General features: G+C 43.6%; 18 protein-coding genes. 10 read left to right on the top strand and 8 right to left on the bottom strand.

All coding sequences use genetic code 11. The features are described 5' to 3' along the window. Positions 1 to 27 precede the first annotated feature (27 nt). From D7V32_RS00700 to D7V32_RS00685, 4 genes are all read left to right on the top strand, one after another. Complete coding sequence (locus D7V32_RS00700) at positions 28 to 771, top strand: amino acid ABC transporter permease (protein ID WP_120401005.1); 744 nt, start codon at positions 28 to 30, stop codon at positions 769 to 771. Further along, positions 771 to 1,454 carry an ABC transporter permease subunit gene (locus tag D7V32_RS00695; protein WP_120401004.1) on the top strand — a complete coding sequence of 228 codons (684 nt, stop codon included), beginning with the start codon at positions 771 to 773 and terminating at the stop codon, positions 1,452 to 1,454. Before D7V32_RS00700 ends, D7V32_RS00695 begins: the two co-directional genes overlap by 1 nt. Positions 1,455 to 1,468: 14 nt before the next feature. Then, the gene (locus D7V32_RS00690) at positions 1,469 to 2,194 is read left to right on the top strand and encodes an amino acid ABC transporter ATP-binding protein (protein WP_171407539.1); all 726 of its coding nucleotides are present in this window, start codon (positions 1,469 to 1,471) and stop codon (positions 2,192 to 2,194) included. A 517-nt stretch (positions 2,195 to 2,711) separates the two neighbouring features. Beyond that, positions 2,712 to 3,899, top strand: coding sequence for an ammonium transporter (locus tag D7V32_RS00685; RefSeq protein ID WP_120401002.1), 1,188 nt, complete (start codon positions 2,712 to 2,714; stop codon positions 3,897 to 3,899). A 97-nt stretch (positions 3,900 to 3,996) separates the two neighbouring features. Here D7V32_RS00685 and D7V32_RS00680 read toward each other — a convergent pair whose 3' ends face one another. Further along, positions 3,997 to 4,719, bottom strand: coding sequence for an HAD family hydrolase (locus D7V32_RS00680; RefSeq protein WP_120401001.1), 723 nt, complete (start codon positions 4,717 to 4,719; stop codon positions 3,997 to 3,999). A 172-nt stretch (positions 4,720 to 4,891) separates the two neighbouring features. On the opposite strand from D7V32_RS00680, the gene D7V32_RS00675 reads away from it, so the two are divergent. Further along, complete coding sequence (locus D7V32_RS00675; RefSeq protein WP_120401000.1) at positions 4,892 to 5,599, top strand: phosphatase PAP2 family protein; 708 nt, start codon at positions 4,892 to 4,894, stop codon at positions 5,597 to 5,599. A 379-nt stretch (positions 5,600 to 5,978) separates the two neighbouring features. On the opposite strand, the gene D7V32_RS00670 is transcribed toward D7V32_RS00675, so the two are convergent. From D7V32_RS00670 to D7V32_RS00655, 4 genes are all read right to left on the bottom strand, one after another. Beyond that, on the bottom strand, positions 5,979 to 7,313 hold the full coding sequence (locus D7V32_RS00670) for a sensor histidine kinase (protein ID WP_120400999.1): 1,335 nt from the start codon (positions 7,311 to 7,313) through the stop codon (positions 5,979 to 5,981). Then, the gene (locus D7V32_RS00665; RefSeq protein ID WP_120400998.1) at positions 7,314 to 7,988 is read right to left on the bottom strand and encodes a response regulator transcription factor; all 675 of its coding nucleotides are present in this window, start codon (positions 7,986 to 7,988) and stop codon (positions 7,314 to 7,316) included. Between the two features lie 13 nt (positions 7,989 to 8,001). Next, on the bottom strand, positions 8,002 to 9,663 hold the full coding sequence (locus D7V32_RS00660) for a phosphoethanolamine transferase (RefSeq protein ID WP_120400997.1): 1,662 nt from the start codon (positions 9,661 to 9,663) through the stop codon (positions 8,002 to 8,004). A gap of 194 nt (positions 9,664 to 9,857) precedes the next feature. Next, on the bottom strand, positions 9,858 to 11,114 hold the full coding sequence (locus D7V32_RS00655; protein WP_120400996.1) for an MFS transporter: 1,257 nt from the start codon (positions 11,112 to 11,114) through the stop codon (positions 9,858 to 9,860). 131 nt (positions 11,115 to 11,245) lie between these two features. Here D7V32_RS00655 and D7V32_RS00650 point away from each other — a divergent pair, with 131 nt between their 5' ends. The 5 genes from D7V32_RS00650 to putP all read left to right on the top strand — a co-directional run bounded on the left by D7V32_RS00650 (position 11,246) and on the right by putP (position 16,145). Next, positions 11,246 to 11,872 (top strand): 1-acyl-sn-glycerol-3-phosphate acyltransferase, encoded by a 627-nt coding sequence (locus tag D7V32_RS00650; RefSeq protein WP_120400995.1) that lies wholly within the window; start codon positions 11,246 to 11,248, stop codon positions 11,870 to 11,872. A gap of 80 nt (positions 11,873 to 11,952) precedes the next feature. Continuing rightward, complete coding sequence (locus D7V32_RS00645; RefSeq protein WP_120400994.1) at positions 11,953 to 12,870, top strand: patatin-like phospholipase family protein; 918 nt, start codon at positions 11,953 to 11,955, stop codon at positions 12,868 to 12,870. A 249-nt stretch (positions 12,871 to 13,119) separates the two neighbouring features. After that, positions 13,120 to 13,602: an NfeD family protein gene (locus D7V32_RS00640; RefSeq protein WP_120401131.1), complete on the top strand. Its 483-nt coding sequence runs from the start codon at positions 13,120 to 13,122 to the stop codon at positions 13,600 to 13,602. Further along, positions 13,603 to 14,457, top strand: a complete 855-nt coding sequence (locus D7V32_RS00635; protein WP_120400993.1) for an SPFH domain-containing protein — start codon at positions 13,603 to 13,605, stop codon at positions 14,455 to 14,457. Positions 14,458 to 14,654: 197 nt separating this feature from the next. Continuing rightward, positions 14,655 to 16,145, top strand: a complete 1,491-nt coding sequence (putP, locus tag D7V32_RS00630) for a sodium/proline symporter PutP (protein WP_120400992.1) — start codon at positions 14,655 to 14,657, stop codon at positions 16,143 to 16,145. An 84-nt stretch (positions 16,146 to 16,229) separates the two neighbouring features. Here putP and D7V32_RS00625 read toward each other — a convergent pair whose 3' ends face one another. The 3 genes from D7V32_RS00625 to prpF form a co-directional block, all read right to left on the bottom strand. Next, entirely contained in the window at positions 16,230 to 17,141 is a 912-nt protein-coding gene (locus D7V32_RS00625) for a polyprenyl synthetase family protein (RefSeq protein ID WP_120400991.1), read from the bottom strand. Between the two features lie 164 nt (positions 17,142 to 17,305). Next, positions 17,306 to 18,211 (bottom strand): GGDEF domain-containing protein, encoded by a 906-nt coding sequence (locus D7V32_RS00620; protein WP_120400990.1) that lies wholly within the window; start codon positions 18,209 to 18,211, stop codon positions 17,306 to 17,308. A 208-nt stretch (positions 18,212 to 18,419) separates the two neighbouring features. Continuing rightward, positions 18,420 to 19,610, bottom strand: coding sequence for a 2-methylaconitate cis-trans isomerase PrpF (gene prpF / locus D7V32_RS00615; protein ID WP_120400989.1), 1,191 nt, complete (start codon positions 19,608 to 19,610; stop codon positions 18,420 to 18,422). Positions 19,611 to 19,884: the final 274 nt, after the last annotated feature.

Raw genomic sequence — 19,884 nt, 5'->3', positions numbered from 1 at the left:
TAGGGCTGGCACTTTTAAGGAGTCATTATGAATTATAGCTGGAATTGGGGTGTACTCTTTCAGTCCACAGGTATTGGTGATACGACCTATTTAAATTGGGTGATTACAGGTTTGGGCTGGCTGTTTGTGATTGCAATTATTGCATGGAGCATCGCAATGGTGCTGGGCAGTATTTTAGGCATTATGCGTACTCTGCCAAGCCCTGCAGCACGCGGCATTGCCACTGCATACGTGACCATTTTTCGAAATATCCCTTTACTGATCCAACTTTTTATTTGGTTCTATGTCGTGCCCAACTTCCTGCCTGCTGCAATTAAAAGCTGGTGGATGAATGACTTAGGCGCAAATACGACAGCATTAATTTCAGCAAGTATTGGGCTAGGACTGTTTACTGCTGCCCGTGTTTGCGAGCAGGTGCGTACAGGTATTGAAGCTGTTCCTGCAGGACAGATCAATGCAGGCTATGCCATGGGTTTTTCTATCACACAGCTGTACCGTTATGTCATTTTGCCGCAGTCATTCCGTACCATTTTGCCGCCGCTCAGTTCTGAGCTGACCAACTGTGTCAAAAATACTTCTGTTGCCTCATTGGTCGGTGTTGCAGAAATTATCTCGCAAATGAAAACCATCAGTGAGTACACGCAAAATACCATTGAAATTTATACTTACGTCACACTGGCTTTTATTTTAATCAATATCTGCCTGATCGCTTTTATGAACTTCCTTGAAAAGCGCTTCCGTGTTCCGGGTTTAATCGCAGGAGATAAATAATGGAATGGCTCACTGCGTTTATCCAAGACTTGCAGCTGTCTGGACCGGCCTTATGGCATGGTTTCAGTATTACTTTAAAAGTCGTGATTACGGCCACAATCGGCGGCGTGATCATCGGTACTTTATTGGCGCTGATGCGCTTATCGTCTATTAAAGTTTTAAACTGGTTTGCCAAAGGTTATGTCAATTTATTCCGCTCAATTCCGCTGCTGCTGGTGCTGATGTGGTTCTATTTTGCCGTGCCTTTTATCTACACTGGCATTACTGGCAATTATTTGACCATCGATACAGCACTGGTTTCCAGTATGGTCGCATTCATGCTGTTCGAAGCCGCCTACTTTTCTGAAATTGTCCGTGCAGGTATTCAGTCAATTCCTAAAGGGCAAACTGCAGCTGCTTATGCGCTGGGCATGACCTATCCGCAAACTATGCGCCTCATTGTGCTGCCGCAGGCTTTTCGTAAAATGACGCCTTTGCTGCTGCAGCAAACGATTATTTTATTTCAAGATTCCACCATGGTTTATGCCATTGGGCTATTGGACTTTTTCCGTACCAGCTACGTCAGAGGTGACCTGATGTCACTGCTGACCCAATACATTTTCTTTGCTGGTTTGGTGTACTTCACCGTCAGTATTATCGCAACCTATGCAGTGAAAAAATTACAACGGAGGTTAACTGTATGAGTGAACAAAAAGTAATGATCGACCTCCAAAATGTCAGTAAATGGTATAAAGATTTTCAAGTGCTGACTGACTGCAGCACACAAATCAGCCAAGGCGAAGTTGTCGTTGTTTGCGGCCCTTCTGGTTCTGGCAAATCAACCTTGATTAAAACCGTCAATGGCTTAGAACCTTTTCAGCAAGGACAAATTTGGGTTGACGGCATTGCAATTAATGACTCGAAAACCGATCTAAGCAAATTACGCAGCCGTGTCGGCATGGTTTTTCAGCATTTTGAGCTGTTTCCGCATTTATCCATTACGGAAAATTTAACCATTGCGCAAGTTAAAGTACTCGGCCGCTCTGAAGCCGAAGCGAAGAAAAAAGGACTTGCTTATTTAGACCGTGTCGGCCTGAGCGCCCAGGCAGCTAAATTTCCAGCACAGCTGTCTGGCGGACAGCAGCAGCGTGTCGCCATAGCCCGCGCTTTAAGTATGGACCCGATAGCAATGCTGTTTGACGAGCCTACATCTGCCCTCGACCCCGAAATGATTAATGAAGTGCTGGATGTCATGGTCGGTTTAGCCAAAGAAGGAATGACCATGATGTGCGTAACGCATGAAATGGGCTTTGCCCGTTCCGTCGCGAACCGTATTATATTTATGGATCAGGGCAAAATCGTTGAAGACTGCACCAAAGATGAGTTTTTCAACACACCGCGCGGAGAACGCGCACAGCAATTCTTAGATAAGATTCTGCATTAAACAGCTGTGCCTTGAACACATAAAAAAAGCAGATCATTTGATCTGCTTTTTTACTTGAGCCTTCGTGAAAAACTCAATATGTATTGCTCAGCTGTATGCTGCAGCCAAAAAATAAAGCCTGAATATTTGCATATCAAAGCATCAGACCATAGAACAAAAACTCAAACTGTACTGTTGAAGTGCAAAATCTGCCGAACCCGCCCGATATTGATTTCTATTTTTTTAAGCTCCTGCCCTTTTCAAAATTGGCAACATTCTCGCACCTTTACAAATCATATATTTTTTTAATCATATTAATAAACATATATATTTGAAAAATATCAACTTTATAAAAACATTGAATATTCAATTTAGCACCATTTCAGTGCATTTTTATTGTATTTGCTTTATATCGAGTCTTGATGATTTTTGCTATTTTTCAATCAAAATTTCCCTTGCCTCATCCCCTAGCCGAAATCAAGCGCCTAGATATACTGATCTTCTTTTTGTGACATAACGCACTATATTGGAGCGCACAATGCAAAATATAGACTTATTATTTCTCCTCCTCGGTGCAATTTTAGTGCTGGCTATGCACGCAGGCTTTGCCTTTTTAGAACTGGGCACGGTCAGACATAAAAACCAAGTCAATGCGCTCAGTAAAATTTTAACGGACTTTTCGTTTTCTGCTATGGCTTACTTTTTTGTCGGCTACTACATTTCTTATGGGCAGCATTTCTTCCATGCAGGCGCTGTACTGGCAGATGATCATGGCTATAACCTGATGCGCTGCTTCTTTTTGCTGACCTTTGCAGCAGCGATTCCAGCCATAATTTCCGGCGGAATCGCAGAACGCGCAAAAATGCGCTCTCAAGCTATTGCAACACTGCTGCTGGTTGCCCTGATTTATCCATTTTTTGAAGGCATGGCTTGGAATGGCAACTTTGGCCTGCAAGCTTGGCTCGAACGCCAGTTTGGGGCTAGTTTCCATGACTTTGCCGGTTCGGTTGTGGTTCATGCCATGGGCGGCTGGATTGCATTTGCTGCCGTGCTCTTATTAGGCCCGCGCCATGGCCGCTATAAAAAAGACGGCCGCATCAGCGCACATCCACCTTCATCGATCCCATTTCTCGCACTGGGCTCATGGATTTTAATTGTCGGCTGGTTTGGCTTTAACGTCATGAGCGCACAGCGGCTGGATGCTATTTCTGGTTTAGTGGCTATCAACTCACTTATGGCAATGGTCGGCGGCACAATTGCAGCCAAAATTGCAGGTCAAGACGACCCGGGCTTCTTACACAACGGCCCGCTGGCTGGACTTGTCGCTATTTGCGCAGGTTCCGACATTGTGCATCCGTTCGGCGCACTAATGATTGGTGCAATTGCGGGCCTGATTTTTGTCAAACTATTCACTTATACACAGAACAAATTGAAAATTGATGATGTGCTGGGCGTTTGGCCATTGCACGGCGTTTGCGGCGCATTTGGCGGTATTGCTGTCGGTTTATTTGGTCAGCAGCGGCTAGGCGGTTTGGGCGGCGTATCAATGATCTCGCAAGTCCTTGGTACGCTATTTGCAATCATCATTGCACTGGCAGGCGGCTTCGCAGTATACGGCTTGCTTAAAGCAGCAATTGGCATACGTTTAACGCAAGAAGAAGAATACCGCGGCGCGGATTTATCGATTCACCGTATTTCTGCAAATTCGGATGAACAAATGTTCTGATACCGTTTGCAACCAGTTTCCTCTTGACAGCTTGGCGGTGCACTATACGCCAAGCTTTTTTTATATTTCTTAGATTAGCATTTGAAAATAGACTGATTCATTCAATGTCATCTGTTCGTCCATAGTCAGAGGATAAATACTTCCAGAGCTGATCCAGCTTTTGTATGCGCTTAGTGTTTACAGCATGTTCTTTATCTGCATGAAAACCATCCAGCAGCACCGCCTGCATACCTGCGCCCAAAGCACCCTGCACATCATTGATTGGATGATCTCCAATAAACAAACATTCTTCTGGCTCTAAACCTAAACGCTCACTGGCATATAAAAATATTTCAGGCTTAGGCTTACTGACTCCTGCAGATTCAGAGCTGATAATTGCATCAAAGAAGTGACTGAAACCCAAACCCTGCAATATATTTAACCGTGTGGCATGGCTGCCATTAGACACAATGGCCAGCTTATATTGCGCTTGCTTTAAGTGACGCAATAATTCTAATGCTCCTGTCATCGCCACTGCATGGCTGCCGAAATGGCGAAACCAGAACTGTGTCAGCTCTTCAAAATCTGGCTGTTCATGCCAGCTCAGCTCCTGCAGCAGCGCATAAGCCACAGAAGCCCCAATACTTGGATGTGTCAGCAGTTGAATATCGGGATAACCGCCATTATCAATCCGATTCACAATACACTTTATCTGCTGCGGATCTGCTTCAAAAAGAAGCGGCTGATAATACGCTGCTAAATAGTGTGAATATGCCCAAATACTTTGATCACGGTGCGTCAATGTATTGTCTAAATCGAATAAAACTGCACGGATGAGCATGAAAAAATTCCGAATATATTCCTCACACTCTAGCATGGCGACTCTGTCCACTTTTGCAGGATCTTGGCTATGCATAGCGTTTTAAATGTTAAAGAGATGAAAGCGCTGCATTCTTAAGTTTTAGTTAAGCTAGTTTTGGCTTAATAACCTAAAATTATTGCGTTTCAATCTTATGCAAGATCAGCCTAAATTCATCTTATTCCTGCTTGGCAGTTCCATGCTGAGTTTTGTCATCTTGCAGTCGATCTTTCCCATTGGCGGCGATATTGACCTGCTGCTGATTCATCCCTTTATTTCAGAGTCCGGCAGCTTTACGCTGCGCAATAATTGGTATTTGGCAGAACTGAATCACCGCTATGTAAAAGATCTGCTGACTGCTGTATATCTCATTATCTTTAGCGCATGGCTCATGTCTTTTAAAGTCTCGTCTCTGAAAACACGCCGCTTTGAATTTGGCTATCTGTTTTGGGTCTCTATGCTCTGCACCAGCACAGTCGGCTTATTAAAGTCCCAGTCACAGCATGCATGCCCTTGGAATATGACACTGCCAGATCAAACGGGATTCTTTTGGGACTTTTCTGCATATGCGGGCCACTGTTTCCCCGGCGGCCATGCATCTTTAGGCTTTGCGCTCATTACAGGGTATTTTTACTACCGCCAAACCAATACATCCCGCGCACGGTTTTATTTTACTGCCGGCACGATATTAGGTTTTACTATGGGCTGGGCACAAATGATGCGAGGCGCCCACTTTCTCAGCCATAATTTATGGAGCTTTTGGCTTTGCTGGTTTATCAATGCCGTCATCTATGCCAGTTTCTATTTTAAGAAAAAAATGCAGCTGTTCGCAGTCATGCCCCCCAACAGTAATATCATTTAAGCCTTGATGATCAAGAAGCTATTGAGCCTTCACTTCTGCCCAATCATTCAGCTGCACGGACAGCATGATCATACATAACTGTATTTTGTGAGTCATTTTAGATATTCACACAATTCAACTTACTCAGCTTACACATTTGCCTAAAACAAAAAAAAAGAGGCCTAAACGCCGCTGCTTTGCTGTAAACTCATGAAAAGTTAAACAATCATTTATTATAAAAATATAATTTAAAATCAAATAACGGCTATTCATCAATACTGACTTATTTGCTTCTGTTCATGCCAATTTAAATCAATTCTAATGATGTTTTGAGAATCAGCCAGCTCCAGAACTTCTTAATTAAAGCCTCTTTTAACCGCAAGCCGAAACTGCAAGAAATTTAAGCTGACGGTTTTAAAGGTATAATGACAGTCACTTTCAATCCGCCTAAACTTTCACTTGCAGCAAAACTCAGCTGCCCATTAATCCGCTGCACTGCCTTGTCCACAATAGATAGGCCTAAACCGCTGCCGGCCTCTTGGTGGTGATAAACACGGTAAAAACGTTTTAAAATCTGCTCATGCAGCTGCGGATCAATCCCTGGCCCTGAGTCTTCTACAAGAATGACAGCCTTTTGTTCCTGTTCAAAGACAGAGACATTGATGACCCCATTTTCGGGCGTATATTTAATTGCATTATCAATTAAATTATAAATGATCGAATGCACTGCAGACTCTCGGCTCTGCACCATCAACTCCTCTTGACGCTCCATGCCCAAATCTAAATTTTTCTGCATTGCCAAATGAATCAGCTGCTCTACACAGCTGACTGCTGTTGCCGCAATATTAAAATCTTTCAAATGCTGAATGTCCTCCAGTAAAGCATCTTGCTTGGCTAAGTTCAGAAGCTGAGTCACCAAATGCTGTGTACGCACCAAACCAAGATTTAAACGCTGTAAAGCCTCATGCTCAGGATATTCCTGCAGCAGTACCTGCATTTGCAGCCCTAAAGCAGTAATAGGGGTGCGCAGCTCATGCGCTGCATCCGCTATAAATTGACGCTGCTCCTGCTGCGAAAGCTCAATACGCTCAAGCAGCTGATTCATTTCTTCAATGGTTGGAATAATTTCCAGCGGATACTCTTGTACAGATATCGGCTTCAAGTCCCTAGAGCTTCGCTGCGCCAGTTCATCCCGAAAATCATCCAGCGGCTGCAAAATACGGCTGATCATCCAGCTTAAGCCCCAAATCACGAAAGGCATCAGCAGCAAGTACGGAATCAGCATACTGCCTGCAAGCTCCAGCGCTAAATTTTGCCTGACTGACTGCTGCTGGCTAATTTGAATTTGATAATCTTTATAAGGCAAAATATAGGTATACCAAATGCCGTCCAAAGTTTTATGGGTATAAAAACCCGCTTTAGGCACAGTGGGCACCAGCAGGCCATCGGAACGCTTTGCCGCTGCAGCGTCATATGCCCACACATCTACAAATAAGTCTTCTTCGTGATAATGTCTTGCTGGAGTATATTGGCTTTGCACTGGCTGCACACCATGATGCGCAACACGCTCAGCTAAGTTTTTCATCTGCGCATCTAATATTTCATTGGTTTCCTCTAATGCAATACGGTATGCCGACATCATCAGTCCGCAGGCAACCACCAAACTGAAAAATGAAATATATAGAATCAGTTTGCGTTTTAAAGAATTGCCTGCGGCGGCCTGCAGCACGCTCATCTATAACTGGCCTAGCCGGTAACCCAAGCCGCGAATCGTACGGATAAAATCCTTACCCAATTTGCTTCTTAAGTGATGCACATAAACTTCAATGGTATTGCTGCTGATTTCACTATCAAAATCATAGAGTTTATCTTCTAAATTTGACTTAGAAAAAATCTTATTGGGATGGGTGACCAATGGAATTAAAATGGCCCATTCACGGTTGGATAAATCGACATACTGGCCTTTGAATTTTGCCAAATGCTGTTCTACATCCAGTACTAAATCACCATAAACCAGCACATTTTGCTGCTGACTGATCTGCTCTTTGCCGCTGCGGCGCAACAAGGCATGAATCCGTGCAATCAGTTCATCAAACTCATAAGGTTTTATTAAATAATCGTCTGCTCCCTGATTCAGACCGTCAACACGCTGCTGCAGCTGATCTCGCGCTGAAATAATCAGGACTGGCAATGCTGGAAAAATCTGCCTGATTTGCTTCAGCACCTGCATGCCATCCATCATTGGCAGTCCCAAATCCAGAAGCACAATATCAAAGACGGACTGCTGCAGCATTTTCAGACCGTCTATGCCGTTATTCACCCACTCGACATCAAAGCCTTGATACTTCAGTAAAGTCTGAGTCGACTCCGCAATCATGAAGTCATCTTCAATGATTAAAATTTTTGTCATGAATTCAGCTCTCTTAAATTTGGCCTTTACATTTATTCAGCATATCATTTTCAGGATCAATTACTTGTGTCTGAATATCCAACAAACTCAGCATGCTTGGAAATAAATTATCCTGACTCAATTCTTGGCTTTTTTGCTGTTCCAAGCAAGTGATTTGTTCTGGCTGCGCCGCTTTCCAGTCCGCAGAAAACCACATAATCATCGGCACATGGGTTTGCTGTGACGGCGCCATGCCATAAGGCGCGCCATGCAAGTACATCCCGTATTCACCAGTTGACTCCCCATGGTCCGATAAATACCAGAACCCAGTTTTATATTTTGAATTGCCTTGCAGTGTCTTGATCACTGCACTTAACACATGATCTGTATACACAATAGAATTATCATAAGTATTTATTAACGCTTGCTGTGTACAGCCTTGAATCGCATTAGTATCACAAGTTGGTTTAAACTTTTGGAATGGCGCAGCTGAACGCGCATAGTATGCTGGCCCATGGCTGCCCATTTGATGCAGCACAATGAAGCGCGGCGTATAGTCATCTGCTGGAATGTTTGCAATATATTGATTTAATGCATCATTTAAAATGCCGTCATAACATTCACCCCCAAGCCTACACCATTTATCTTTCAGCTCTTGTGAAATTTTGACTTGCTCAATGCGGCTGCATACGCCTTTACAGCCCGAATTATTATCAATCCAAACAACTTTATAGCCTGCACGCTGCACGATATCCAGCAAACCTTCCCTGTGTCCCGCCAACTGTTCATCGTAGTCTTTTCGCGGCATGCCAGAGAACATGCAAGGGACTGAAACCGCAGTTGCTGTACCGCAAGAACTGACCTGACTGAAATTTAAAGTATCCAGTTTGGAAAGTTCCGGATTGGTATTTTTTGCATAACCATTTAAAAAGAAACTTTCAGCACGGGCTGTTTCACCTACAACTAAGACCATCAGTTTAGGTTTAGACGCCTTAGAAACATCCACAAGCTGATGCGCATCTTCCCCATATTTTAAAAGCGGCAGGTTTTCTTTGGGCGCTTTTTTATGAAAATAAGAAACCGCAGATGCAATCGTATTCTGCGGTGAAATCATGCCTTTTAAATCACGGTGCTCACGACAAACAGCAGCAAAATCGACATAAAAAACAAATAACATCAAACCGATCAGGACCGTTGAACCTAAAACATGAAGGCCTTTTTTCATTAAAGAGGCAGACACCTTTTCAGGCTGTATTCCTAAGCAGCCAAAAAACAGCATAGGCAGCAGCACCATAACCGCAGCCCATAAAACCAAACGTACAGAAAAAAGATCTCTCACTTCCTGCGAGTCTGTCTGCATGGCATTTTGCACTTGGTCAACAGTAATTGAGACACCTAAACTATTGACAAAATAGGCACTCAAACCGCCCGCAAATAACAGCAGCAGCGTCACTATTTTGGCATTCCAGCGCCATTGCATTAACTGCAGCAGCACATTGTACATTGCTGTAACAACCGCTGCAGAGGCGGCTAAAAACAGCCATGACTTAATGCCCTGATAAGGTGTCAGCTCATGCAATTTACGGTAGAAGCCAATATTTAAAGCCAATGCCAGCCAAAGGCTGACACTGAGGTTATACCATCCCAAAGTCAGCTTTGGCGCACGCCGAAAAACCTGCTGTATAGAACTTAACATCTTAAGAATCTTAAACTTCTCTAAGTAAGCAAACCTTAAATTTACGAACTTAACTCAGACTTAAGAAGCTTAAAGCAGTCTTAAAAAACATTTAAAAATGCATAAATTCAATGCTTTTTGCATCATTACCATTTCAAACATAAAATATAAGTCTGCTGAAAAACCTCATCAGCACCTCAGCATTGCAGAAAAACTTATGACGGCGGCATGCGCAGACTATGCCTCCTCCAGCGATAAATTGGCGCCAAGCATACAATTGCAATGCCGCAAATGATGCTTAAATAATTTCCATATCCCAGCCAATCTGCACACAGGCCGCTTAAGCTATATAAAATCCCGCTCACGGTTGCCATCAGCGCCACCTGAAAAGTAAAATCTGTGGCTGCCTGCGCCTGACGGCTGTATTGCATAATTAAAGTCAGCATCACCACCAGCAGCATTGCAGAAATCATATCTTCAGCAGCATTAATCAAATAAATCAGCCACGGCTGTACAGCTTGCTGCAGCTCATATTGCCAAGCCAGCCATGCATAGGCTGTTAAGCTGAATACTTTTAGAATGGAAAACACCAGCAGTGCATGAAAACGGCTGAAAAACTTCAAACTTAAGCCCGCTAAGCCTGCACCCGCCAATGCAGCGGCTACGCCAAGCATGGTGATATACACGCCAATTTGGGTATAACTCAGTCCCATATCGACCATTAACGGTTTTAACAGCGGTCCAGATAAACCATCTGCCACTTTAAAGCTCAGCAGCACAGCCAGCCAACGCACCATTTGGGGTGTCTGTACAAAGTAACTCAAATAGGCTTTTATCGCCTGCCAATCAATTTTGACAGGCCGTTTTTCCTGCTGCTCATGCAACACTGGTTCTTTATAAAATAAAACTGGAAGGCTATTCAGCAGTACCAGCCCTGCTAAAAACAAAAATGTGGTTTGCCACTGCAGCCAATCCAGCGCCCATAGCATTGCCCCGCCGCCAACAATAAACCCAAGCCGAGATCCGGCGACCTGAAAGGTGTTGCCCCAATGCTGCTGTTCAGTCTTTAAAATGCGTACAGCCAAACCATCGGTTGCAATATCCTGCGTAGCTCCGACCAAATTCATGCTCAGCAGCGCACCAAACAGCGCCAGCAAATAAGCAGGCTCATTTAAAGCAGCAATAGGCAAAAAGGACAGCATCATCAAAATTGCCGCGCTCATCAGCTGCAGCGGTAAAATCCACGAGCGGTAATGCCCCATTGACGTATGGCCCAAACGGTCAACCCATGGCGCCCAAAATACTTTAATCGACCATGGCAGCATCAGCAGTCCAAATCCGCCAATATGCGCCAGTGACACGCCATGTGTGCGTAAAATGACGGGAAGCGCATGCGTCATAAAGCCTACCGGCAAACCTTGTGCCCAATACAGAGAAAATAGCAGCACATAAATATTGCGCATTTGCAGCATGAACATTCCAATTTAAATAAATGGCAAATTATCTGACCAGGTTGACTTGAAACTGCTTATTTTTGCCAATGCCGACAAACTGCCTTAGTTTTATATTAATGATATTGTTGGATTCAAATTTATAAATCAATATGCCTCAATCATTTCCAACGCTGCCAGAACAAGTTCCTTCCCGCGGCTCAGCTCTTAGCAAAGCATTTTTTAAACGGCTGTTCCTTGCACAGGGCTGGCGTTTTGAAGGTGAATTCCCTAATTTGCCTAAAGCCGTTGCTATTGTGTCTCCGCATACTTCCAATATTGATGCATGGCACGGTTTTGTTGCACTGCTGGGTTTGGGCATACGTATTACCATTTTTGGCAAACATACTTTATTTAATACGCCGCTCAAACCGCTCTTAGAATGGATTGGCGTTATTCCTGTGGAACGCAATTCAGCCAAAGGCCTAACCCAGCAAATCCGCAGTATAGTACATGCTCAAGATAAAATATGGATTGGCATGGCGCCTGAAGGTACACGAAAACAGGCTGAAACCATCAAAAGCGGTTTCTATTACATTGCTTTAGAGGCGCAAATTCCAATTGTGATGTTTGCATTTGATTATGAAAATAAAATTATCCGCTGTTTAGGTATTTTTAAACCGACTGGCAATTTTGAGCAGGATTTAGAACAGATTTTAGCATGCTACACAGGCCAATTTTCACCCAAAAATCCTGCATGGCTGGCAAAGCCGTTACAAAAGCATTGGAAAAAACGCTAGTAAAGCTGCGCATTTTTTGGTGATATGTCGCACAGCATATTTCCACTTTTGTTCATTTTATAGATTATTTTCTGCACACCATGAAACTATTGCATTATTCCCTGCTTAGTGTTTTAGCGCTGAGCTTTGCAGGCTGTGACAAAGTCACGCAAACGCCTGTTAAAACCACACCGATTAAACCGCGTGAGCCAGTAATAGCTGTAGCTTTAGGCGGCGGCGGAGCCAAAGGTTTTGCGCATATTGGTATTTTAAAAGTACTCGAATCTCATGGCATAAAACCTAAAATCGTCACTGGCACCAGCGCGGGCAGTTTTGTCGGAAGCCTCTATGCCAGCGGCAAAACCCCATATCAGCTGCAGCAGCTGGCTTTAGGTTTTAAAGAATCTGACATCCGTGATTTAACCTTAAACCGCCAAGGTTTTCTGCTGGGTCAAAAACTGCAGGACTATGTCAATAAAAGCATCGGCGGCAAACCAATTGAACAATTTCCTATCCGCTTTGCTGCCGTTGCAACACGTTTAGACAATGGACGTAAAGCTGAATTTATTAAAGGCAATGCAGGACAAGCAGTCCGTGCATCATGCAGTATTCCAAATGTCTTTGTCCCAGCAGCAATTGGCGGCCTGAAATATGTCGATGGCGGCCTAGTCAGCCCAATTCCAGTCAAAACTGCACAAAGCATGGGAGCAGATATCGTCATCGCCGTGGATATTTCTGCACGTCCCGATGGCAGCAAAGCCATGAATATGCTCGGCGTACTGGATCAAACCATTAACATTATGGGTCAGCAAAGCATTAATGAAGAGCTGAATCAGGCCGATGTTGTCATTCAGCCCAAGGTTGGCCATATTGGCACTTTAGATTTGAAAGCCAGCAATGAAACTATTTTAGAAGGTGAAAAAGCTGCACAGCTGAAAATCAGATCTATTCAAAAGGCCATTACAGACTTTAAAGCCTCACCCGCTGCTTTAAAACCTGCGCCTGCTCCAAAATTTTAAAACCAAGATCTTTAAAAAGATCTAAAATTAAAAAAAGACTGAGCCATGCTTGGTCTTTTTTATGTCCCCAATCCAAACATGCCGCCAACTCAAAAAATTGCCGAACTTGCATATGCCGCAATGCTGAAAAAGCAGGCTATTCAAACCCATTTAAAAATTGATTTTTTTCATACTCAAATACTTATTCATCTGCTACATTGATATAGATATTCGCCCATTTTTATCAATGACCACTATATGAGCAGCATTATGGAATTTGTTCTTGAACCTTGGCACTGGTTTGTTTTAGGCATTTTACTGATTCTTTCTGAACTCCTGCTCCCCGCATTTGCGGCGCTCTGGTTTGGCGTTGGCGCGATTATGGTCGGTATTTTGTATTTCCTATTCCCCATGATGGGACCTACCGTACAGCTGACGACATGGATTGTGCTTTCAATTTTATGCACAGTCGCATGGTTTAAAGTGATTAAACCGCTGTCTGTCGATAAAACCAAAGCCGGTTTATCACGTGAAGCAACCATTGGCCAAGTGGGCATGGTTATTCAAACCAACATGGAACTGAACCAAATTAAAGTGCGTTTCCCAATTCCTGTATTGGGCAATGCAGAATGGATTTGCCGTTCTCAGTCAGAAGTTCAAGTTGGAGACCGTGTCCGTGTCATTGACATCATGGGTAATGATCTGATTGTGCAGGCGCACAGTTATAACGATAATGAAAAAGCGAGTAAATAAATGAGCGGAGCTACGATCGTTGTTTTAGCCATATTGGCCTTTGTTGCCATCACTATTTTTAAAGGCGTACGTATTGTCCCACAAGGCTATAAATGGATTGTGCAGCGTCTGGGTAAATATCATACCGTGCTGGAACCGGGCCTGAATTTTGTCATCCCTTATATTGATGAAGTGGCATACAAAGTGACAACCAAAGACATTGTTTTAGATATTCCTTCACAAGAAGTAATTACCCGTGACAATGCCGTACTGCTGATGAATGCGGTAGCCTACATTAACATCACCACGCCAGTGAATGCTGTTTACGGGATTGAAAACTACACTTGGGCTATTCAAAATCTTGTACAGACCTCACTGCGCTCAATCGTCGGTGAAATGGACTTAGATGATGCGCTGTCTTCACGTGACCATATTAAAGCGCGTTTAAAAGCCAGTATTTCGGATGATATTTCCGACTGGGGCATCACACTTAAAACCGTTGAAATTCAAGACATTAAACCGTCTCACACCATGCAGGCTGCGATGGAAGAACAGGCTGCAGCAGAACGCCAGCGCCGTGCGACCGTGACCAAAGCAGATGGTGAAAAACAAGCTGCCATTTTAGAAGCAGATGGCCGCCTCGAAGCGTCACGCCGTGATGCAGAAGCGCAAGTTGTTCTAGCAGAAGCCTCACAAAAAGCCATTGAAATGGTGACATCTGCTGTAGGCGATAAAGAAATTCCTGTTGCTTACCTGCTGGGCGAACAATATGTGAAAGCGATGCAGGATATGTCGAAATCCAGCAATGCTAAAACTGTCGTTCTTCCTGCCGATATCATGAACACCATTCGCGGTGTTATGGGACGCGGCAGCTAAGCCATTTCACTCGAAAAAATAGACAGCCATTGTGCTGTCTATTTTTTTAGATTTAAGAAAACTCTGCACGTTTTGTTAATTTGTGCTTAAATTTCACATAATTTTTGAAATTTTATGCATAGGCAGCTGGAATAACCAAGTGCAGCTTTTGCCTTTTCATATTTCGCTCTGCTACGCAACTCGACAACGGATATCGTATGAGCTCCCTCAACCCCACCCTAATTACGTTTCTCTTTTATATTGTCGCCATGGTTGTGATAGGCCTCATCGCTTATCGCGCCACAAGCAACTTTTCTGACTATATCTTAGGGGGCCGCCGTTTAGGCAGCTTTGTAACTGCACTTTCTGCAGGCGCATCAGACATGAGCGGATGGCTGCTCATGGGTTTGCCGGGCGCAATTTATCTTTCAGGCTTATCTGAAGCATGGATTGCCATCGGTTTGATTATTGGCGCATGGCTCAACTGGCTGCTGGTTGCCGGACGTTTACGTGTACATACTGAAGTACAAAACAATGCATTGACCCTGCCTGATTATTTTTCCAACCGCTTTAATGACCAAAAGAAAATTTTGCGTATTGTTTCTGCCTTTGTCATTTTAATCTTCTTTGCTATTTACTGCGCCTCTGGCATGGTTGCTGGCGCACGCCTGTTTGAAAGCATGTTCGGCCTGTCATATAGCACAGCGCTTTGGATCAGTGCGATTGCAACAATCAGCTATGTCTTCATCGGCGGCTTTTTAGCGGTCAGCTGGACAGATACTATTCAAGCGGCCCTGATGATTTTTGCCCTGCTGCTGACACCCGTTGTTGTGATTTTATCATTCTCTGACTTAAGCCAAGTGTCATTAGCGCTTGAAGCTGCCCGTCCGCAAGCCATGGATATGATCGGCGATTTGAGCTGGGTCGCAATTTTATCACTCCTGGCTTGGGGCCTAGGCTACTTTGGCCAGCCGCATATTCTTGTACGTTTCATGGCGGCAGATTCGGTTAAATCTATTCCTAATGCACGCCGTATTGGCATGACGTGGATGATTCTTTGCTTAGGCGGCGCGGTAGCAGCCGGTTTCTTCGGTATTGCTTACTTCCATCAGCACCCTGAATTGGCTGCTGCGGTGAATTCCAATCCAGAAACGGTATTTATGGAATTAACTAAAATTCTATTTAACCCGTGGATTGCAGGCATCATTTTAGCTGCCATTTTAGCTGCTGTTATGAGTACGCTCAGCTGCCAGCTGCTGGTTTGCTCAAGCACATTAACTGAAGATTTCTACAAATCATTCCTGCGCAAAAACGCGACACAAAAAGAATTAGTTTGGGTTGGACGTTTTATGGTTTTAGCAATTGCTGTGCTCGCAATTGTCATGGCTGGCAATCCTGAATCAAAAGTGCTTGGTCTTGTGGCTTATGCATGGGCAGGTTTTGGCGCTGCATTTGGCCCGCTGATCATCCTTTCACTGTTCTGGAAACGCATGACACTGAATGGTGCGCTTGCAGGCATGATCATTGGTGCGGTTATAGTTATTCTTTGGAAAAATGTATGGGCTGACACAGGTGTTTATGAAATTATTCCTGGCTTCATCTGCTCGTTCATTGCCATTATTGCGGTGAGCTTAATGGGCAAAGCGCCTTCTAAAGACGTGACTGACCGCTTTGATCAAGCAGATCAAATTTACAAAGAAAGTATCTAATTTAAAGTGACGGCAGTGTCTTCAGCACTGCTCTGACCGCCATAAAAAAGAGGAGCATCTGCTCCTCTTTTTTATGCAATTTAATTAACTTTTACGCGACAGTAAAAATTGCACAATATTCAGCAGCTCAGCTGCCTGCTCCGCTTCAAAATAACTCAATGCATTCAGCGCTTGATCATGCAGCTCTTTGGCATAAGCTTGCGCATTTTCTAAGCCCATCAAAGCAGGATAGGTCGATTTATCTGCCTGCTGATCTTTACCAGCTGTTTTACCCAGCATCGCCGTATCTGAAATAATATCTAAAATGTCATCCTGTACTTGGAAAGCCAAACCAATCGCTAAACCAAATTCACGCAGTTTTGGAATTGCAGCATCCGTACCGTCAAAAATAGTGACAGCAGCCATCATAATGGCTGCAGAAATTAATGCGCCAGTCTTATTGCGGTGAATATTTTCTAAGGCCTCCTGATCTACATGCTTGCCTTCAGCCTGAATATCCAGTACCTGACCATTCACCATTTTAGAAGATGCCGTCGCTAAAATTTGCATTTGCTTCAGCACAATTGAGGAATCAACTGCTGGGCCCTGATCAAACAGACGGCTGCCTAATATTTCAAAGGCCATCGACTGTAAAATATCACCAGCAAGCAAAGCGGTGTCTTCACCAAATGCTGCATGGCATGTCGGCTGACCGCGGCGCAGCAGATCATTATCCATACACGGCAAGTCATCATGTGCAAGTGAATAGCAATGAATAAACTCTACTGCAACTGCTGCCCGGCGCACAGCTGCATAATTGGTATTAGGCTTTAATGCAGCTGCTGCATAGCTCAATGCAGGACGGACACGCTTGCCGCCCAACATCACAGCATGATACACAGCGCCTTTTAAAGGCTCTGGAATATAGAACGCATCTAAAGCCGTTAATAAATCTTGAGAAATGCGCTGCTGCGCCTCTGTCAGTGCATGCGCTTGTACGTCAGTTAGGGATGACACACTCACCTCGAATACATGATTAAGCTTAAATTTCGGTTTAAATATCTCTGCTCAGCAAACGGAATGCTCAGCAGAGATATTTATCTGGCTAGCTGCATGATACTGTTTTCTGTCTGCTTTCTCTATGCAGAAAACAAATTCAATGCCGTGAAATTTCAATAGATTTACAGCAATGTGCGAAATACCTGCATTTTGCCTTGCTGATAAAAACCTGTGCAGTTTTTATCATTATTTTTTGCAAAATATAGCGCTTGATCTGCCTGCTGCAAAACCTCATTCAAGCGCTGATGCTGCATATAAGATGCGACTCCGCATGACAGCGTCAGCTGAAAAATGCCCGTTAAATGACTTGAAGATGCCGCGACAGCATCACAGCAGCGCTGGCCCAGAATACAAGCCTGCTCTAAATTTTTATGCGGCAGTACGATAGCAAACTCTTCACCGCCTATACGGAAAAGCAGGCTGTCACTATAACTATACATTTTCAGCACATCACACAGCAGCATTGCGGTTAAACGCAATACCCTATCACCGGCAGCATGACCATATTCATCATTAATCCGTTTGAAATTATCTAAATCCAGCATAATTACACTGCATTGCTGCAATTCTCCATCATCCAGCCGATGCTGCCATTCTGGTAAATGCAAATCAAAACTGCGCTTGTTATACACACCTGTCAAATGGTCAATTTCAACCATTTTTTGCAATTCCTGATTATGCCGCAGCAGATACTGCTCCTTGATGCGCAAATGCGTAATATCAGTCCCGCAAACCAAAATACTTTGTGTATGTCCTTCTGGATTGACATGCACTTTCAAGGTAAGTAAAAAATGCTTATCTTGTTCCGTATATCCAAATGGTTCCAGCTCTATATTTTCTGCATTGTTTTCTTGCAGCTTTTGCAGAATAAGAGCGCTCAAATCCTGCTGTATATTTTCTGCATACAGCTGATTTGCATACAGTATTTCCCCTGTTGCTAAAAAACAGGCAGCAGGCATAGGCCATACATCCAATAAAGTATAATTTGCAGGGAAAAAGTCTTTTGCCTTCAAAGCATTTTCAAACATAATCAGCCACTTTTTTCAGGATGAAGCTTCGCGAAATGCTATCAAATATTAATATTCAATTATCACACAACACTTCTAATAATAACTGCAGTCCTTATTATATTTTAATATATATTATTTTTAGGATTACTTATCTTTTTTACACATATAAATTCCAACCCATAAAAAAGCCCCTTCAGATGAAGAGGCTTTTTTGATGGAACTGAATTTACTGCAGTGTATCGGCAGGTACGCGAACCCATCCTTCCATCAGTACGCGGGCGCTGCGGCTCATCACCGCTTTTTTTACAATCCATTGGCCATTTTCTTGTACAGCCTGAGCACCCACGCGCAATGTCCCAGACGGATGTCCAAAACGTACAGCCTCACGTTCACCGCCGCCAGCGGCCAAATTCACTAGAGTGCCTGGAATTGCCGCTGCAGTGCCAATGGCAACTGCTGCTGTTCCCATCATAGCATGGTGAAGCTTACCCATAGACAAAGCGCGCACCAGCAAATCGGTATCAGCATTACCAATTTCTTTACCGCTGGAGGCGGTGTAGCTTTGCGGTGCAGAAACAAATGCAATTTTCGGGGTATGCTGGCGCTGTGCAGATTCGGATACATCCTGAATCAAGCCCATAAACTTTGCGCCATAAGCGCGGATTTTTTCAAATCGAGCCAATGCTTGAGCATCACTGTTAATATCATCTTGCAGCTCTGTGCCTTTATAGCCCAACGCGTCTGCCTCAATAAAAATGGTGGGAATTCCTGCATTAATAAAGGTCGCATCAAATGTGCCAATATCAGGAACTTCAAACTGGTCAACTACATTGCCTGTAGGGAACATTGCACCGCCATCTTCCCCATCATCTGCCGGATCTAAAAACTCAATTTGAACTTCAGCTGCCGGAAAAGTTACACCGTCCAGCTCAAAGTCACCCATCTCTTGTACTTGTCCATTTGCCATGGGAACGTGCGCAATAATGGTTTTTTGAATATTTGCCTGCCAGATACGTACAGTGCAGAGGCCATTTTCAGGGATCTGCGCATCGTCAACCAAACCATTAGAAATAGCAAATGCGCCTACAGCTGCAGTTAAATTGCCGCAGTTGCCGCTCCAGTCTACAAATGCTTTATCAATAGACACTTGGCCAAACAAATAGTCGACATCATGTTCAGGCTGTGTACTCTTAGACAAAATGACTGTTTTACTGGTACTTGAAGTTGCGCCGCCCATACCGTCAATTTGCTTGCCATATGGATCTGGGCTGCCAATGACCCGCAGCAAAATTTGATCGCGGATGCGGCCAGGCTGCTGTGCTCCCTGCGGCAAATCATCTAATTTAAAAAATACGCCTTTGCTTGTGCCGCCGCGCATATAAGTAGCGGGAATTTTTATTTGGGGCGCAAAACTCATTTTTATCGAATCCTTGGTCATTATCATTGTTTCAAATCAAATATACTGATTTCAGCGATAGGGATAATACCTTTTTTTACTGATGTTTTATCAATCACATGACTTTAGTATAAAAAAACAACACTTGTATGCCTAAAATCCATTGAATTAATTAAAAAAACATAGATTAGATAAAACTAATCTGTTGATTCATATTATTTTTAATTACAAAAGAAATTAAAAATATTTTTATATATTAAATAAAAAAAAATCATGATTTTTGAGCTACTAGGCT

The organism is Acinetobacter tianfuensis (assembly GCF_003611465.1).
GTDB classification, from domain to species: Bacteria; Pseudomonadota; Gammaproteobacteria; order Pseudomonadales; family Moraxellaceae; genus Acinetobacter; species Acinetobacter tianfuensis.
The sequence above is the reverse complement of the archived record's forward strand: the minus strand, read 5'-3'. Positions and strand labels throughout refer to the sequence as shown.

Excerpts from the sequence above, each read along its gene's own strand:
- D7V32_RS00700 (WP_120401005.1), top strand. The coding sequence starts at position 28 with ATGAATTATAGCTGGAATTGGGGTGTACTCTTTCAGTCCACAGGTATT.
- D7V32_RS00695 (WP_120401004.1), top strand. The coding sequence starts at position 771 with ATGGAATGGCTCACTGCGTTTATCCAAGACTTGCAGCTGTCTGGACCG.
- D7V32_RS00690 (WP_171407539.1), top strand. The coding sequence starts at position 1,469 with ATGATCGACCTCCAAAATGTCAGTAAATGGTATAAAGATTTTCAAGTG.
- D7V32_RS00685 (WP_120401002.1), top strand. The coding sequence starts at position 2,712 with ATGCAAAATATAGACTTATTATTTCTCCTCCTCGGTGCAATTTTAGTG.
- D7V32_RS00680 (WP_120401001.1), bottom strand. The coding sequence starts at position 4,719 with ATGCTCATCCGTGCAGTTTTATTCGATTTAGACAATACATTGACGCAC.
- D7V32_RS00675 (WP_120401000.1), top strand. The coding sequence starts at position 4,892 with ATGCAAGATCAGCCTAAATTCATCTTATTCCTGCTTGGCAGTTCCATG.
- D7V32_RS00670 (WP_120400999.1), bottom strand. The coding sequence starts at position 7,313 with ATGAGCGTGCTGCAGGCCGCCGCAGGCAATTCTTTAAAACGCAAACTG.
- D7V32_RS00665 (WP_120400998.1), bottom strand. The coding sequence starts at position 7,988 with ATGACAAAAATTTTAATCATTGAAGATGACTTCATGATTGCGGAGTCG.
- D7V32_RS00660 (WP_120400997.1), bottom strand. The coding sequence starts at position 9,663 with ATGTTAAGTTCTATACAGCAGGTTTTTCGGCGTGCGCCAAAGCTGACT.
- D7V32_RS00655 (WP_120400996.1), bottom strand. The coding sequence starts at position 11,114 with ATGCTGCAAATGCGCAATATTTATGTGCTGCTATTTTCTCTGTATTGG.
- D7V32_RS00650 (WP_120400995.1), top strand. The coding sequence starts at position 11,246 with ATGCCTCAATCATTTCCAACGCTGCCAGAACAAGTTCCTTCCCGCGGC.
- D7V32_RS00645 (WP_120400994.1), top strand. The coding sequence starts at position 11,953 with ATGAAACTATTGCATTATTCCCTGCTTAGTGTTTTAGCGCTGAGCTTT.
- D7V32_RS00640 (WP_120401131.1), top strand. The coding sequence starts at position 13,120 with ATGGAATTTGTTCTTGAACCTTGGCACTGGTTTGTTTTAGGCATTTTA.
- D7V32_RS00635 (WP_120400993.1), top strand. The coding sequence starts at position 13,603 with ATGAGCGGAGCTACGATCGTTGTTTTAGCCATATTGGCCTTTGTTGCC.
- putP (WP_120400992.1), top strand. The coding sequence starts at position 14,655 with ATGAGCTCCCTCAACCCCACCCTAATTACGTTTCTCTTTTATATTGTC.
- D7V32_RS00620 (WP_120400990.1), bottom strand. The coding sequence starts at position 18,211 with ATGTTTGAAAATGCTTTGAAGGCAAAAGACTTTTTCCCTGCAAATTAT.
- prpF (WP_120400989.1), bottom strand. The coding sequence starts at position 19,610 with ATGAGTTTTGCGCCCCAAATAAAAATTCCCGCTACTTATATGCGCGGC.